Below are 16,616 nucleotides of genomic sequence, written 5' to 3'. Positions count from 1 at the left end.
CATCTGCACTGGACGCATGAAATTAGAATGCACCTGCGCTGACTCACTCTTCAGCAATGTTTTCAAGATCTTTAATGCGCTGTTTAACGTCATTCCGGTTGAAATTCCCGGCGCTGTTTTCAACTAATTTGAGTGCCCGCTGATAGTATTCGATGGCGAGTTTCACTTGATTTAATCTGTCCAGACTAATGGCCAGGTTAAACGCATAATCAGCGCTATTTGGCGTACTCACGTAGGCTCTAAAGAAAGTCTGTTGGGCGTCGGACCAGCGGGACTGGTTTGCATACAAATTTCCAAGTGCAAACAAGATTGCGCCCGACTGGGGATTTTGGCTTAACGCTTTTTTCAATCTGCTTTCGCTTTGAACGGGGTCTCCCTGCTGCAAGCTGGTTAAGCCAGCAATGGCATCTGGATCACCAGGGTTAAGGTCCAGGATCTTGCCGTAGAAAAAACCGGCTTGCTCCGCTTGCCGTTGATTGAGCGCAATAGCAGCTAAACCGAGGAGGGCGTCACGATTGTTGGGTTCGTGCAGTATGACTTTATTGTATTCCTGCTTGGCTAGTGCAGAATTACCAGTGATATATGCCTGATAGGCGCTATCCAGAGTGGGGTTGATTTTATTTTCACTACTACTTTGGCGAATGTGGATGGCATTGTTTTCATTGGCAGATGTCGATGACCTTGCTGATTCAGTCTTCGCTTTTGACGCAAGCACCGTGTTCTTGTCCGAGCCCAATTGTTTCGCACTGGCGTCTGCTGCCATGTCAGCAGGACCTGGTTTTGACGGAGGTAGTATTGCTTGCTGTGTCGTCGCGTCTTCTTTCGGCACAGGTTTATCCAGGTTCAAACCCGCATCAGCTAACTGTTTGGCTTTTGATGCAGAATCTGCATCGGCATCTGGCACAGTGGCTGCCTGGGGCGGTACCTGGGCCGGTACCTGGGGCTGAGCCTGAATCTTTGGCGTGATTGGTGATGTAACCGCAAGCTTGCCGGTAATGCCCGTATCGTTTATCTGCCAATACACATAAGCTGCGCCCAGCAAGCTAAGCAAACATCCCGTAGCTACCACACCGATCACTAGTTTACTGCGTTTGCGTTCAGGTGTTTTTGATGAAAAAACCGATTTCGCCTTTTGCTGTTCGGCCATCAGTTGTTTCATTCTTTCATCTGCCGCCTGTCTCTCTTCAGTGACTTTTTTTGCTAAATCTGGTCGGGCAAATTTTTGGGCTCCGGCATCAGGCAAATCGGCATTGCCCCCGGATGTATTTACTTCATCTTCAGTGTCGTCTACCGGTTTTTGGGGGGGAGATGGCGCGTCAAAGCCGTGGGGGCGCGTAGCGTCTTGGCGCGATTCATGATGTTGTGAGGCCGGCAGGGGAGGGATGGCTATGGATTCAGATGAAATCTCTTCAATTGACGCTGGAATAGTGTCGCTGAAAACATAGGCGTTTGCCTTTTCATCTGATGTTGCCAAGCCAGATGCTGACGATCCGGAATCGGTTTTCTCAAGTAGGTCAGGCGTTTCTTTGGGTGACAAAGTTAATTCATCGTCTACCGATAGCTCATTCTGCTTCTGTTTGGTTTGCTCGGCTTTTTTGAGCGCTTGCATTAATAAACTCACTTCACACCCGCCTTGCTTTGCTCTGGAGGAGTTTCCGTATAGGGTTCGTTATTTAGTGGTGCATCGTTGGGTAGCAAATAGCGATAGTTCTTGTAATCACCACTGATACTGGCGTCCTTGACTACAATAGGGCGCATAAAAATGACTAATTCAGACTTGTTGGTAGTTTCATTCCGAAAACTCAGCGCATTCCCTAATAGTGGAATTCGGCCAACTCCGGGCACTTCATCTTTCAAGTTATTAATGGTGTCTTGCATGAGCCCGCCCATGACCGCTATTTGACCGCTGCTCACCTTCAAGACGGATTCCATTTCCCTGGTTTGAATGACCGGTACATTACTGACTACTGGCACAGTCGCTTGTGCCAACGCCGGGTTTGGATCCTGTACATAGCCAATGATGCGTGAGATGCTGGGGCGGACATTGATCGTCACCTCGTCATTGTCCGCGATTTGTGGTGTAACACTCATCACGAATCCAACTGGTACCGTGTTTAAACTGGACGTATATGTGGTGACAGATGGGGTGCCGACAGAGCCTTGCTGGGTCGTTGCCGTGATAGTGAAATAAACCCGGTTATCAACCACTTTAAGCAGTGCAGTCTGATTATTGAGAACACTGATTTTGGGACTCGATAACACTTTTACCTTGCCAAATGATTCAAGTAACTGAATCGTCACAGCGAGATTGCCAAGACCGGTAAGTGGTTTTAAATAATTTAAGTTAAATAAGCCCTGACTAGCCCCTGGCTTGATACCAGAAGGTAATGGAGCTCCTCCCACTTGTCCAACCGATATACTCGGCCCTTCAGTCGCACTGGTACGTAAGGATGACCAGTTTATTCCTTGCTGGTACTGGTCATTGAGCTGGACCTCAATCACGGTAGCTTCAATCATTACCTGACGCTTGGCACTGGACATGACCAAGTCGAGAAATTCCTGAATTTTTTCATGCTGCCGGCTGGTCGCCCGAATGGCAATCAAGCCGGTTTCCGGATTTGCGATCACAGATGCGGCTTCGCGATAGGTGCTAGGGCGGCTGGCGGCTGGCGATGCTGGATTGGCAGCGTTGCTAGCATTGCCAGCCCGACCTGTGGTGTTTGCTGGGCTTGTTGCGCCTGTGGATACTGCAGCCGTTCCACCGTTCATAGTGTCAGGCAAAATTTTGTCGGTTTCCCTCAGCGTATCCTTGATATTTTCTACCAGGGTTGCCCAAAAACGATTGTTCGATGTGTTGGAAACCGAGGTGGTCGAGTTATTATCCCCTGTTCCACTCCCCGCACTAGCGCCGGTGCCAGTAGCTGTCGATATCTGGGTAGCAATGCTTACCTTGCTATTGGTGTCGCGTGAAACGTTGACATAGTCAATTTTATAATTTCGCAAAAACGGTGCATCGGGCAGCACGATCAAATTGGGTCCGTCCAATTCGAAACGCATATCTACCTGTTTCGAAATACGGGTTAATAACTGCGGTAAGGATTGATCAAGTGCATTGAGAGTCACCTCTCCTTCGATCCCGGGATGGATGTCGACGTTCAGCTTGGCATCACGTGCAAGCGCAAACAAAAGCGGTTGTATTGCCACTTTGTATACGCTGACACTATAAGTTTCAACTTTGGGAGTTGCCTTGGGTTTCGCCAGAACTGCACTTTGGCGTACAGGTTCTGGGATTTTGCCATAAGGGCGCTCACTTTCCTTAATGTGACTTGTCGAGGGTGCAACAGGTTGAGTGCCACAGGCGGACAGTATAGTCAGGCAAAAAAAGGAAATTGCAATTTTAGTCATTAATATATGCTTTACTATTTTTGTTGTAATTTAATAAACATAAGCCATCTATAAGCAAAAATGCTCCTGCCTATTTCGCGTATCAATGATAAGTAAGTAGTATAAAAACGGGTCTTTGATAATCACTCTTTCAAAAACATGTAAGAACCTGTTTTCGATCTTACTGCGCGGGCGTGATCGGGACTCATGCGCTGCTCAAAATGCTCATGTACTTAAGTACATTCCGCTTTTTGCGCTGCTCTTCACCCCGCTGACGCTCGCTACAGATCGTAAACACGTTCTAAGGCGGTATTATTAAAATTAAATAATTTTAAGTCAGAATACATTCCCGAAAGCACTGTGCGGCATAGTATTTTTATATGCTGATCAAAAAATGGCAATATGCAACATATTGATTTGATCGATTCGATTGATTTAATGGATTTAGTTACTACCAGGCCATTATTGTGGCCACAAATCTTGGCCGTGCGAGCGCAATATTTCTGCGCGAAGTCCACCTACAGTTCTTAGCTGACCCCGATAGTTCCATTTTTTCTCTAATTCGACGTTGACTTGCCGGGCTTCTTCACGTGACCCGAAACTGGAATATACGATACCAAAGTGGGGAGTCCCGTTTATCCGCGTTGGATACAGATGTAACTTATCAATGCCAGTCTCAGCTTTGGCTTTTTGTAAAAATTGCTCGATTTTAGTGTAGCTGCTCGCATCAATCAGTGCAATTTGAACTGTGTATTGATCTTGCTGCATATCGATTAGCCAATTTTTTGATCTATCCGCAAGCTGTTGAAAAATGCCCGGCACTGCTTGTTTCTTTGCGACTGTTGTTGGTTCTGGTTCCACATTTGATGAGGCCGACTTATCTGACTTATCCGACTTATCCTTATTTGCCAGCGATTTTTGCAGGGGAACCGGGGCTGATCCGGCGTTGGTTTCAGGCAACTTCTCTGATGCGGCAGTGGTGGCGATGGTGGATGTGGTGACTGTGTTTGCCGGTACTGATACCGGCGCCGCATTTTGATCGATGGCAACCGGGGAAGTTTGACCCGGCTGTTCAGATGCCATTTGCGCCGGGCTTGCTGGCGCTGCAGATGTAGTGGTAGCAACGGCAGTGGTGCCAACTTGTGTCGTCGCTGGTGCACCACGATTCTGCCAATAAATTCTCCAGGCTAAATCTGCCGCAATAACAATAGCGACGGCTAATAGCAGGACGAGACTCCATTTCGGTTGGGACTTACTGGTTTTTTTTACAGAAAATTCACTGTCGAGAATTGCTTCTTTTACGTGTTTGGCCTGAACCAGATGCGCATTGTCGGCAAATGCGGCCAGGAGTGATTTATCTGCAAGTATATTGATACGTCGCACAATTCCTTCGGATACCTGAGCCAGTAATTTAATCGCGCTTTTGTCAAATATGTCTGGCCCGCGATAGCCCGCTGCTCGCATCCGAAACATCAAGAATTTGGGAATGGTATTGGGGAGTAATGGAGGAATTTTGAAACTATGCGTAATACGTTCCTTCAATTGCCGCATTCGCGGCAAATTTAAATGTGCGTCTAGTTCTGGCTGCCCAAACAAGACAATTTGCAGTAGTTTGTGATGAGAGGTTTCCAGATTAGAGAACAAGCGGATCTCTTCCAGGGTTTCAAGCGACATAGCCTGCGCTTCCTCAACCAGTAACACTACCTGCTTGCCTTTGATATGCTTGCCTATCAATTCAGCATGCAATAATCGTATAACTTCATCTGGCCTTTTGTTTGAGGTATTTATCTCAAGTTCGCCCGCGATCACATACACAACTTCTGCCCGGCTCAAGGTTGGATTGGCAAGGAATATGACTTCCACGTTGGCCTGCAGCATACCTTCCAACATGCGACAAAGCATAGTCTTGCCACTGCCAACTTCACCGGTAACCTTAATGATGCCCTCTCCATGGGTAATTGCGTAGATAAGCGCCTGCAGAATATCCCCGCGCTGACTCCCGGAATAAAAGAACGCAGGATTAGGCGTGATGCTGAAAGGAGACTCGTTTAGTCCAAAATGAGAGCGATACATAGGGTCCAGGTGCAGATGGGTCTTGTGTCCGGTTGAAGACTATAAGAGTACATCATGTCAGGCATACAAGGAATATCTTTGATTTTTGCACGCAGGGGAGTGCGCTTGATCTTCCGGATCAACACGTACTAAGAATATTGGAATAAGGGTCGTGACTTCTGATATCGCCAAAGACTGCAGAAACCGCTCAAAAACACCGGGTAAGCACCATTTTTGATTTTCTTTTATCAATAATTGTTACAAAGCACGTTTCAGCGCGATAATAGTAATAATTCATTTGTAATTCTTGGATAAAAATATAATGTATCTCGTCAAAAAAATGTCGATCCGCCAGTTGGTCAGCTTGGGCGTAATAACTTTTCTCTCTCTATTTCTTGTTGCCTGTGGGGGTGGGGCAGGCACTGTAGGAATAGCGACTGGCACGGCGCTTTACACAACTGCGCCCAGTACGATCACAATCAACAGTGGCACGACGAGTTACACCATAGGTGGTGGTACTGCGCCCTATAAATCCAGCTCAAGCAATGCCAATGTTGCCACGACAGAGGTCAAGGGAAGTACCTTGACCATTAGCGGACTATCGTCCGGGGTGGCGCAGATAACCGTTGTTGACGCCGTTGGGGCCTCGGTCACCCTGGCTTTGACCGTAGGTTCTGGTAATACTGTTACCGCATTATTCACCACAGCCCCAAGTCAGGTTACTGTGGGTGTGGGGGCAACCACAGCTTTTACCATCGGCGGCGGAAAACCAACGTATGTGATCAGCAGCAGTAACACATCTGTGGCGACGGTTGCCATCAACAATAATCTATTCATTATTACAGGCGTCACTGCCGGTGCGGCGCAGATCGCTGTATTTGATGCGACAGGAAGCGCTGTGACATTCAATGTGACGGTTGGTTCGGGAGCCGTGACTGCACTCTATACCACTGCCGCAAGTACGGTATTGGTTGCCAGTGGCGAAACCGCGACTTTCAGTGTGGCAGGCGGCACGGCACCATACACGGCTACCAGCAATAATGCGAGTGCGATCACTGCCAGTGTTTCCGGGCCGAATTTGAGCATTAAGGGTGTTGCAACAGGGACTGCACAAGTTTTATTATTTGACGCGAAAGGAGCCTCTGTCACCATTACAGCGACGGTAGCTGCTACTGGTAGTGCAACGACACTCTATACTGCTGCGCCAAGCTCACTTACTTTTGCAGTGGGTGAAATTGGCTCATACACAGTAGGGGGCGGGACAGGGCCATATAGTGTCGCTACGAGTAACCGTAGTGCAGCAACCGCGAGCATCGCTGGCAATAAACTGACTGTGACAGGTATTGCTGTCGGTATTGCGCAAATCAATGTTATCGATTCATTGGGGGCGTCGGTAGTCGTCACCGTGAATGTCGGTTCTGCCGGGGTTGCTACTTCGCTTTATACGACATCTGGAAGTGCAGTTAATCTTGCAGCAGGAACCACAAATACTTACTCGATAGGTGGCGGTACCACCCCTTATACCAGCACCAGTAGCAATACTGCTGTTGCTACGGCCAGTGTTTCTGGCAACACCTTAAGTATTCGGGGGATTGCGGCAGGTTCTGCACAAGTTTTGGTTTTCGATGCCACGGGAACCTCGGTAAACATCGCTGTGACGACATCACAAGTTACTACTTCGCTTTATACAACATCGGCAAGTGCAGTTAATCTTGCGGCAGGAATCACAAATACTTACACGGTAGGTGGCGGTACTGCCCCTTATACCAGCACCAGTAGCAATACTGCTGTTGCTACGGCCAGTGTTTCTGGCAACACCTTAAGTATTCGGGGGATTGCGGCGGGTTCTGCACAAGTTTTGGTTTTCGATGCCACGGGAACCTCGGTAAACATCGCTGTGACGACATCACAATCAGGTAGTGTGACTATTGATGTCCAGCCAAACGGTGCCAGCGCCAATGTGGGTGATGTTTTGCAATTCCTGGTCAGCGGAGGTACCGCGCCCTACAACATAACTGTCAACAACCCTAGTATTGCGGCAGTTAGCCCGACTACAGTGGCTGCCAGTGGCGGGGCGTTTGCGGCGACTTTACTCAATGCAGGCAGTACCAATGTGACCATTGTTGACGCTTTGGGGCAAACCAAGGCTTTCACTCTTACGGTCAGTCAGTTGTCAACTTCGCTAAGACTGTCACCAAGTGCGATCATCATCGGCGAGGACAGCACCATCCCACTCAGCTTCAATATTTACGGTGGTACCGGGCCATATCGCGCATTTACCAGTGATCAAACCTTGTCTTCGGTAAGTATCACAGGAGCGACATTAACCATAGGCTTGGGAAGCAATCTTAATCGATGCATCAATCCAATTGACTCCAGTGGGCTGCGAATTCCGCAGGGTACATTTGATGTCATTGTGACGGTAGTGGATAGTCTTGGTGCCTCTGCAACCAGCATTATGACCATCAAGGACAATGGTGTTGGCAATGGCAGCGTGGTCACCCAACCAGCTCCGTTTGTCGCACCGTGCACATAAAGACTTGTATTTAATAGGGAGTGCCGTTTTGCTGGTTGCAAGCGGCCATTCATTCTGTGAAGCGATGCAGTGTTTGCAGGGGGGCGTGCGGATTATTCGGTGCTGGCTCAAGCGTTTTTAGCGATACGGATACGATGGCTTTTGCAGACTTTGCAGCATCATGTAAGGCGCTGTATAGGGCATGTCGACCTGATTACTCGATACAACGCATAAATGCCTGTTCCAGTGTAGATGTCCCATATTGTTGGCAGCAGGCAGCCGGGGAGCCGATATAACGAAGCTGGCCCTGATGCAAGATGGCAATACGATCGCAAATTTCTTCGACGTCCGCCAGGGCATGGGAACTGAAAAACAGCGTGCTACCCTTGTCACGCAACTTATGCAAGCGGGTTTTCAATAAGGCGCGTGCCTTAGGGTCAAGACCGCTCATAGGCTCGTCCAGTACATACAACTCTTTTTGCGCCAGAAAGCAAGCGGCCAAGCCTAGCTTTTGTGTCATGCCCTTGGAAAACAGACGCACCGGACGAATCAGTGCAGAGTCATCCAGGTCCAATGTCTGCAATACTTCCTGTGCTTCGGATTGCTTGTAACTTACGTTTTGTAGCTCTAGTATGTACTTCAAAAAATCTTTGCCCGTCAGGTAATAGGGGGGGGCAAAACGTTCTGGCAAAAAAGCAATCGGCTTGCGCGCATTGCTCAATGTATTGTGTATGCCAAAAATATCTATTTCCCCCTCGTCAGCCGTACAAAAATCCAGCAAACATTTGATCAGGGTTGTCTTACCCGCACCATTTACACCAATCAAGCCAAAAAATTCACCTTGAGCGATGTCTAGCGTAATGCCATTCAGGATAATTTTTTTATCGTGACGTTTGACGATATTTTTAAACTGCAATGCTGAAGTGGTCATAGAACGCGCTAGTGGATAATTAAGAAATGAATGTTTAGATCGTGTCGTCACCAGAGGTATGTTCCGGCTTTCCTGCCGTGATTTATAACTTTTGCAGGCGCTGCAAGGCATCTTGCAGGGTGGCGTCCTGTTTGGCAAAGCAAAACCGCACGATGCCAGATTCCTTGTTCTGCTGATAAAACGCCGATACAGGAATGGCGGCCACACCGATCTCGGTAGTCAACCAGCGGGCAAAGTCCAGTTCCGGCATGCCTGATATGGCCGAATAATCGACGCTTTGAAAATAAGTGCCGGCACAAGGCAGCAGGCGCAAACTGCTGTTTGCCAGGCCAGCACGGAACAGGTCACGTTTTTTCTGGTAAAAAGCCGGCAATTCCAGATAGGGGGCAGGATTACCCATGTAATGCGCCAGACCTACCTGCATGGGGGTGTTCACGCTAAACACATTGTACTGGTGCACCTTGCGAAATTCTGCCATCAAGGCTGCCGGGGCGGCGACATAGCCTATCTTCCAGCCAGTCACGTGATACGTCTTGCCAAAACTGGAAACGATATAGCTGCGGGCAGCCAGTTCAGGGTAGCGTGACAGCGATTCGTGGCGCTGTCCGTCATACACCATGTGTTCATACACTTCATCCGAAGCAATCAGGACATTGGTGTCACGCACGATGTCCGTCAGTGCCGCGATATCGCTGGCATCGAGCACACTGCCGGTCGGGTTATGTGGTGAGTTCAGCATGATCAGGCGGGTTTTGTTGCTGATCGCCGCCCTGACCTGGCCCCAGGGGATGCTGTAGCCATGCTCGTCCAGTTCCATGCTTACAAATACCGGGACGCCGCCAGCCAGCTTGATCGAGGGCACATAGCTGTCGTAGGCGGGTTCGATGACAATGACTTCGTCACCGGCATGTACGCTGGCCAGCAATATCGTCAGTATGCCCTGGGTGGCGCCAGCGGTAACGGTGATTTCGCTGTTGGCGTCATAGGCATGCCCGTAGACATCCAGAATCTTGCGGGCAATCTGCTCACGCAACTGCGGCATGCCGGTCATTGGTGGGTACTGGTTAAAGTCTGCCGCCATGGCGGCAGCTACCGTTGCCGGCAACGCCGGGTCACAGGCAAAATCAGGGAAGCCCTGGCCCAGATTGACCGCCTTTTTTTCGGCTGCCAGCGCAGACATCACGGTGAAGATGGTGGTGCCCACTTCGGGCAATTTGGATTCGGGAACGAAGCGGGCAATAGTCGTCATCAGTGAAAATAATTTAAAACAGAAAAAATCGTTTATTTGGTACCAAACAAGCGGTCACCCGCATCACCCAGGCCAGGAACAATATAACCATGTTCATTCAGGCATTGGTCTATCGATGCCGTGATGATGGCGACATCAGGATGGGCCGCCTGCATGACCTTGATACCTTCCGGGGCCGCCAGCAGGCAGACGAATTTGATGCTGGTTGCGCCACGCAGCTTCAGGCGTGCAATGGCGGCAGCGGCAGAATTGCCGGTCGCCAGCATCGGGTCAACCACGATAACCAGGCGTTCGGCGATGTCTTCCGGTACTTTAAAGTAATACTCGACCGGTTCCAGGGTTTCCGGGTCACGGTACAGGCCAATATGGCCAACCCGTGCATTTGGCAGCAAATCCAGCATGCCATCCAGGATACCGTTACCGGCACGCAACACCGAAATCACGCACAGCTTCTTGCCGCTGATGGTCGGCGCATCGATAGTGGTGATAGGCGTTTCTATCTTGACCAGCTCGATAGGCAGGTCGCGTGTTACCTCATAAGCCAGCATTTGGCTGATTTCACGCAACAGACGGCGGAAATTATCCGTAGGCGTGTCTTTGCTGCGCATCAGCGACAACTTGTGTTGCACCAGTGGGTGTCTGATTTCGGTAACGTCTTCGTTCAAGATAATTCTCCGGCAATGTTGTCAATGTTGTGTTAGCCGCTATTTTACGTCCCTCCAGCCTTAAGGGAAACGGATAAAACAAGAATTGAGGCGTTTTTCCACTTCTGCTCCGGTCATCGTCAGTTTTTTCTTCATTGATAATTCAGGATAAGAAGTTCCGGCATGGCAGGGCCCGCGATGACGGCGAACGACTATCAAATCAGGAGTGCAGAATGGACAGCAATCAAGCCTTGTTAAATAAATTATCTTTGGGAGACTACTCCCTTGATCGCCATGGCGACCATAAAGACGATTATTTACCACCGGAAGAGGCCATTGAATCCAATGTCCGCATCGACGTGAAAGGTATTCGTGAAGCCATTGCACGGGTAGAAGCAGAAGCCCGTGCCACCGTTGCCGCCGAAACCAGGCTGAAAGCAGAAACCCAGGCCAGGGCGCTGGCAGAAACCAGGGCGCAGGCCGAAGCCGAAGCCGCAGAACTTGCCCAGCGCAAGCTGGCACTGGAGCAGGAAGCCGCTGTCGGTACCCAGGCAAAACTGATGGCCGAGCGCCAGTCGAATGCTGCCAGCCAGGCGCGTATCGCCGCCACTGCCGAAGAAACCCGGAACTTGCAGGAAAGGGCGCAGATGGAAGCCCGTGCCCGTGAACAATCCGAACTGCGCTCAAAAATGGAACAACAGGCCACCGAAAAGGCCGAGAAACAATACAAGGCTGAATCGGCGCTGGCTTCCCAGGCCCATGCCGAAGCACAAAAACTGGCAACACAGACCACCAATGCCAGGAACTGGGCGGCCGAACGCTTTGCCGCGTCACAATCCGCCCGTCAACAGGCAGAAGAACGTGCCCGTGCCGATGCGCGCATTACTGAACTGGCACGCGAGCGCGAAAAGCAGGAGCGCGAAGCCCGCGAAACATCAGAAATGCTGGCCAAGGTACGTAGTGAATCCCTGCAAGTTAACAAGGAACGCGATCAGGCCGAAGCCATGGCACTGGAATATGCCATCAACCGTGCCCCTGCCGAAGTGCGTGCACGTGAAGACGCCTTGACCCGTGTTGCATTGGAGCAAGAGCAAGAAGCCATCGCTCATGCCCGCATGGAATCCGAAAAAAAGGCGGCTGAAGCGATACAACTGCGCATGCAGTCAGAAGAAGAATTGCGTATTGCCGCCTCACGCCGTGAACAGGCTGAAATGATTGCCGCGACCACGGCACAAGCCAGACGCGACGCCGAAGACAAAATCCGCATGGCAACCGAATCCCGCATCCGTGCCGAGCGTGATCTGCAATCGACCGCCATGAGCCGCATCGAAAACGAGCAACAGGCCGATTTGCAAGCCCGTGCCCGCCAGGAAGCAGAAGCCGTCTTGTCGGAAGAAGCGCGTCAGCGTCGCCTGGCAGAGAAAGAAGCAACTGAAATTGCCCGCCAGCGCGCAGCAGAAGAACAGCGTGCCGCCAAATTGGCACAAGAGCGGGTGGAAATAGAACGTGTTGCCGTAAAGGAAGCACGTGAGCAGGCTGATTCCGAGCAACAAGCCCTGAGTGCCAGCGCTTTCCAGGCTGAACTCTTGAAAAGAGCCAATCTGGCATCGGCAGAAAAAGCCAAAAAAGCCAAAGAACTGATGCTGGCTGAAAAAATGCGGGTAGAGGCAGAGCAAAAAGCTGCTGCTGCCTTGCAGGAAAGACTTAACGCTGAACGTAAAAAAACCGAAGAATCTGAAGCATTGGCACAGGCCGACCAATCACATGCCGAACTGTTGCGCCTGCAGGAACAAGCCGACCATGCACGTCGTGTCGCCCAGGAATCAGAATGTGTTGCAGAAAAACTGAACCTGGAAAAAACCATGGAGCAGGTGGAATTGCAGCAAAAAATGGCGGCGGCCGCTGCCAAGAAAAATCACGATGCGACTGAGTTTTTGCGCGTCCAACAGCAACGCACTAATGATGAGGTGAAAGCGATGGAACTTCAGGAAGAAAAATTACAGGCAGAACGTCGCCGTGCCCTGGCAGTGCAGCAAGTGCTGCAAGCGACCCAGGAAAAACTGCAGTTGGAACAGACAGCCCAGCAAGAAGCAGAAGCGAGACTGCGCACCGAAGAAGAAGCCATGGCCATTGCCATAGCCAAAGAGCAGGCAGAACGTGAAGAAAGACTGGCGCTGGAAGCAACGCTGGAAGCAGAAAAATCTGCACTGGAACAGACTGAGCTGCAAAAAGAAACCCAATGCAAGGCCGCCAAGGTGGCTTTGCTGAAAAGCCATCAAGCCACAGAAATGGCACGTGCCGAGCAAATGCACCTGGAAGCTGAAAAGCAGGCGGCAAGGGCAGCACAGGAAAAACTCGAAGCTGAAAAATCAGCTGCCGAGCAAGTTTTTGCCCGTGCCCACGCAGACCGTGAACACGTCAATGTCTTGAATGCCCGCCAGCAGCAAGAAGCCGAAGCCCGCGCCGCACGTCAGACCATGATTGCTGCAGAGCAAGTTCGCCTGCAAAAAATGCAGGAACATGCAGAGCTGCAAAAGCAATCGGCGGTCCTGGCCCAATGCAAGGCAGTAGAAGCAGAAGAACTGGGCAAGACGCTGAGACTGCGTGCCGAATCCGAACAAAGAGCCCTGACCCTGGTGCAAGAAAAACTGGAAGCTGAAAAACGCCTGACCGCAGAATGGCAAGCCAAGGCTGTAGTGGAGCAGGAACAGCGTGACCAGCACCTGGCCAGACTGCAATCCGAGCAAACCTTGCGTACTGCCATGGAAGCCAAGGTCGCAGAAGAAAAAAAACTGCTGGAACAAAATAATCAACAAGCCAAGGCAGAACAACAAGCCGCTGCCGCTGCCGGTGCCCGTGTAAAGGCTGCCACGCAACTGGCAAAACTGGAGCAGGAAAAAGCCAAATCCCAGCAACAGGCTGCACAGGCACTGGAAGAACAAGCCAGGCTGGAAAAACAAAAGGCAGAAGCTGCGCTGACAGAAGCACAAGCCGCAACTGAAAAACTGGAATCAGAAAAAATCGCCAGTGCTGCTGCCATTGCCAGGGCGACAGCAGAACAACAACATGCCCAGGCTGCCGCTGTTCGTGCCAGAGCCGAGCAGGAAGCCAGGGAACTGGTCGCCGCCAAACTGCAGGCTGAGCAGGCATTGCAAGTGCAGGCACAAGCCTATGCCGCCAGCCAGCATCGTGCGCATGAACTGGTGGTAGAAAAAAACCATAAGCTTGCTGAACTGGACCTGGTATTGCAGCAACGCCTGGCAGATGATCAATCTTTGCTGGACAACACAGAAGCAAAACTGCTGGCTGAGCAAGATGCACATCAGCAGGTGCAAAGCCGTCTGGCCAGCGAAACCGAAGCCCGTCAGTTTGCCGAAGCACGTGCCCGTGCCGAACAGATCATCCGTGCCGCGACCGAAGCGACACTGGCATCAGAAAAAGCCCTGTTCCAGGAATTGGCTGCCCATGCTGACGCCCAAAAACTGGTGGCAGAATTGCTGGCACAGCGTCTGCAACAAGAACAAGAATTGCTGGCCACCCAGCAATTGCGTGCTGATGCCGAGCAAGCCGTACTGGCCAGCCTGACTGCCAAGCAACAGGCAGAACTGGCCGCCGCCGCCGAAGCCCAGGCCCGCCTGGCTGCAGAACAGGAACAATGCAAACTGATAGAAGCGCGCAAGGCAGCAGAAGCGGAAGCCCGCCAACTGGCAGAAAAATTCAATGAAACAGAAAAACAATGGCTGGCGCAATCGGCTGAAGAAGCGCTGATCAAACGCCAGGCAGCCGCTGCACTGGAAGAGAAATCTGCCCTGTTGCTGGAATTGAGCCGTGCCGGGCAAGAAAAAATCGCGACCGAACAAAAAATCAGCGCTGAATTGCAAGCCAAACTGGAACGGGAAGAAGCCGCAGAAGTTGCTTTGCAAGCCAAGCTGGATACCGAACGTCAACTGGCAGAAGCCGCCGCGCAGCGTGCCACCAAGGAACAGCAGGCGCTGGAAGCTGCTTTGCGTGTGGCAAATGCCGAGCAAGCTTTGTTGTCCCGCTCGATAGAGCATGCCGAAGCCCAGCGCATGGCCGCAGAAGCAACCGAAACCAGATTGCGTGAAGCAGACGCATTGACTGTTACTGAAAATCATCGCGCTGCCTGTGAACTGGAAGCACTGAGCCTGGTTCAGCAAAAACTGGCAACCGAACAAAAAGCAGCGCAAGAAGCCGAGCAACGCCAACTGGTCGAGCAAGAATACCTGAGCCTGTGCGAAATCCGCGCCAATGCCGAACAAGACGCCAATGTCGCCATCCAGGCCCGATTGCAAAGTGAAAAAGAAGCCGCAGAACTGGCCCATGCACTTGCCATATCTGAACAGCAGGCAACTGAACTGGCACAGGCCCGTGCCATAGAATTATTTGAAATGCAACAGGCAGAGCAGCAACGTGCTGCGCTGGAACAGCGTGAAATCATCGTTATCCAGCAACAGAAACAGGTGGAAATGGATAGCCTGCAACTGAAGCAGGAAGCCCTGCGCCTGATCGAAGACAAAATGGAGGCTGAACGCCTGGTTATGATGGCGTCGGAAGAGCGCGTACACCTGGAAGCCGAACTGGCCGAGCAAAGCGCGCAAAGAGCCGAACAACTGATCATCGCCAATGCCATTGAACAAGAAAAGCTGGCACTGGAACGTGAAGTGGCTGCCGCTACTGCATTGCAAATCGCCGCTGATGAAGAAGCATTGCCAGCATTGCGCGCAAAATTGCTGGAAGAAAGCCAGATTGAAGCGCTGGAAGCCCAAAGACTGGAACAAGAACAGGCTTTGACAGCAGCTATTGCCGAGCGTGTGGCGCAAGAACAGGCACTGCAAGCGCAACTGGCACAACAACAGGCAGTCGAAGCTGCATTGCAACAAGAATATCAGCGCCAGGTGGAAGTTGCACAGACACAAACACAGGCAAAAGAGCAGGAACTGGCCATCGCCAAAACCAAACGCCTCGAACAAGAACAAGCCTTGCAAGCCCAACTGGACCAGCAACTGGCGGCAGAAACCGAATTGCAAGCCACATTGCAGACAGAGCTGCAACGTCAGGTAGGCGCAGCGCAGGCACAAACCAGGGCCAAAGAGCAGGAGCTGGCAACAGTGGTGGCAAAACGCCTGGAAGAAGAGCAAGCCTTGCAGGCACAACTGGATCAGCAAGTCGCAGTGGAGCAAGAGTTGCAAGCCATGTTGCAGGCTCGTGGCCAGGAAGAAGCGCAAGCCCAGGCACTGATCGCCCAGGCACTGGCATCTGCCAAAGCATGGCAAGCGCAAAATGTGTTGCAGATCCAGCAGCATCAAGATGAATTGCAGGCAGAAGCAGAATTGGCCAAACAGACCCTGGAAGCCGAACATCAAGAGGCAGAGCAATTGGCCCAGGCATTGATCACAAAACTGCTCAACAACAGGCATCAGTCAGAAGAATGGCGTCAGCAAGTCGAGCAAATTCTGGCGATTGCACCAATCGATGTGGCATATGATGCACAGGCACTACAACAGGATGAAGTGCAAAAACGTTTCCGCCTGCGTCCAGCAGTAATTGCTGGCCTGATACTGTGCGCCGGTATCGCCGGGTTTGCCGGTTTAAGCAATGTCGGTATCGCCGGCACTGCATCCAGAGCCGTGACACAAAAAACCGCAGCCCTTGAGCAAGTCACTCCGGCAGCAACACCAAAGCTGGAACCAGGCATGCACATGAGTTATGAACTGAGCGCACCCCAAACCGAAACACCGGCGCAGGCTGAAGAAAAAAGCAAGCCTGCTACCCAGTTGGCCATGGTGACTGGTCGCTTGTAAAACAGAGATCGTTTATTGA

Annotated in this window: 8 protein-coding genes; 2 read left to right on the top strand and 6 right to left on the bottom strand. The window is 51.1% G+C overall.

What is annotated here, in order from left to right; translation table 11 throughout:
• Positions 1-43: 43 nt before the first annotated feature.
• From ACO0K9_RS16325 to ACO0K9_RS16315, 3 genes are all read right to left on the bottom strand, one after another.
• Positions 44-1,609 (bottom strand): tetratricopeptide repeat protein, encoded by a 1,566-nt coding sequence (locus tag ACO0K9_RS16325; protein WP_422986765.1) that lies wholly within the window; start codon positions 1,607-1,609, stop codon positions 44-46.
• Between the two features lie 8 nt (positions 1,610-1,617).
• Positions 1,618-3,405 (bottom strand): pilus (MSHA type) biogenesis protein MshL, encoded by a 1,788-nt coding sequence (gene mshL, locus ACO0K9_RS16320; protein WP_422986763.1) that lies wholly within the window; start codon positions 3,403-3,405, stop codon positions 1,618-1,620.
• Between the two features lie 441 nt (positions 3,406-3,846).
• Entirely contained in the window at positions 3,847-5,457 is a 1,611-nt protein-coding gene (locus ACO0K9_RS16315) for an ExeA family protein (protein ID WP_422986761.1), read from the bottom strand.
• A gap of 301 nt (positions 5,458-5,758) precedes the next feature.
• Between ACO0K9_RS16315 and ACO0K9_RS16310 the strand changes: the two genes are divergently transcribed.
• On the top strand, positions 5,759-7,972 hold the full coding sequence (locus ACO0K9_RS16310) for a beta strand repeat-containing protein (RefSeq protein WP_422986759.1): 2,214 nt from the start codon (positions 5,759-5,761) through the stop codon (positions 7,970-7,972).
• A 193-nt stretch (positions 7,973-8,165) separates the two neighbouring features.
• Here ACO0K9_RS16310 and ACO0K9_RS16305 read toward each other — a convergent pair whose 3' ends face one another.
• From ACO0K9_RS16305 to upp, 3 genes are read right to left on the bottom strand one after another with little or no spacing between them, the layout of a single operon-like run.
• Positions 8,166-8,993: an ABC transporter ATP-binding protein gene (locus tag ACO0K9_RS16305; RefSeq protein WP_422986757.1), complete on the bottom strand. Its 828-nt coding sequence runs from the start codon at positions 8,991-8,993 to the stop codon at positions 8,166-8,168.
• Positions 8,965-10,131, bottom strand: a complete 1,167-nt coding sequence (locus tag ACO0K9_RS16300; protein WP_422986755.1) for a pyridoxal phosphate-dependent aminotransferase — start codon at positions 10,129-10,131, stop codon at positions 8,965-8,967. Before ACO0K9_RS16300 ends, ACO0K9_RS16305 begins: the two co-directional genes overlap by 29 nt.
• A 32-nt stretch (positions 10,132-10,163) precedes the next feature.
• A complete protein-coding gene (gene upp / locus ACO0K9_RS16295; RefSeq protein ID WP_422986753.1) occupies positions 10,164-10,796 on the bottom strand; it encodes a uracil phosphoribosyltransferase in 633 nt (210 codons plus the stop codon).
• A gap of 212 nt (positions 10,797-11,008) precedes the next feature.
• Between upp and ACO0K9_RS16290 the strand changes: the two genes are divergently transcribed.
• A complete protein-coding gene (locus ACO0K9_RS16290) occupies positions 11,009-16,597 on the top strand; it encodes a hypothetical protein (protein ID WP_422986751.1) in 5,589 nt (1,862 codons plus the stop codon).
• Positions 16,598-16,616 lie beyond the last annotated feature (19 nt).

The organism is Undibacterium sp. Ji50W, assembly GCF_049340445.1.
Lineage (GTDB): Bacteria > Pseudomonadota > Gammaproteobacteria > Burkholderiales > Burkholderiaceae_D > Undibacterium.
This window is presented reverse-complemented; position numbering and strand designations above follow the sequence as displayed.

What these genes read in the sequence shown, in the direction of transcription:
- ACO0K9_RS16315 (WP_422986761.1), bottom strand. Translation starts at nt 5,457, where the DNA reads ATGTATCGCTCTCATTTTGGACTAAACGAGTCTCCTTTCAGCATCACG.
- mshL (WP_422986763.1), bottom strand. Translation starts at nt 3,405, where the DNA reads ATGACTAAAATTGCAATTTCCTTTTTTTGCCTGACTATACTGTCCGCC.
- ACO0K9_RS16290 (WP_422986751.1), top strand. Translation starts at nt 11,009, where the DNA reads ATGGACAGCAATCAAGCCTTGTTAAATAAATTATCTTTGGGAGACTAC.
- ACO0K9_RS16325 (WP_422986765.1), bottom strand. Translation starts at nt 1,609, where the DNA reads ATGCAAGCGCTCAAAAAAGCCGAGCAAACCAAACAGAAGCAGAATGAG.
- ACO0K9_RS16310 (WP_422986759.1), top strand. Translation starts at nt 5,759, where the DNA reads ATGTATCTCGTCAAAAAAATGTCGATCCGCCAGTTGGTCAGCTTGGGC.
- ACO0K9_RS16305 (WP_422986757.1), bottom strand. Translation starts at nt 8,993, where the DNA reads ATGCCTTGCAGCGCCTGCAAAAGTTATAAATCACGGCAGGAAAGCCGG.
- ACO0K9_RS16300 (WP_422986755.1), bottom strand. Translation starts at nt 10,131, where the DNA reads ATGACGACTATTGCCCGCTTCGTTCCCGAATCCAAATTGCCCGAAGTG.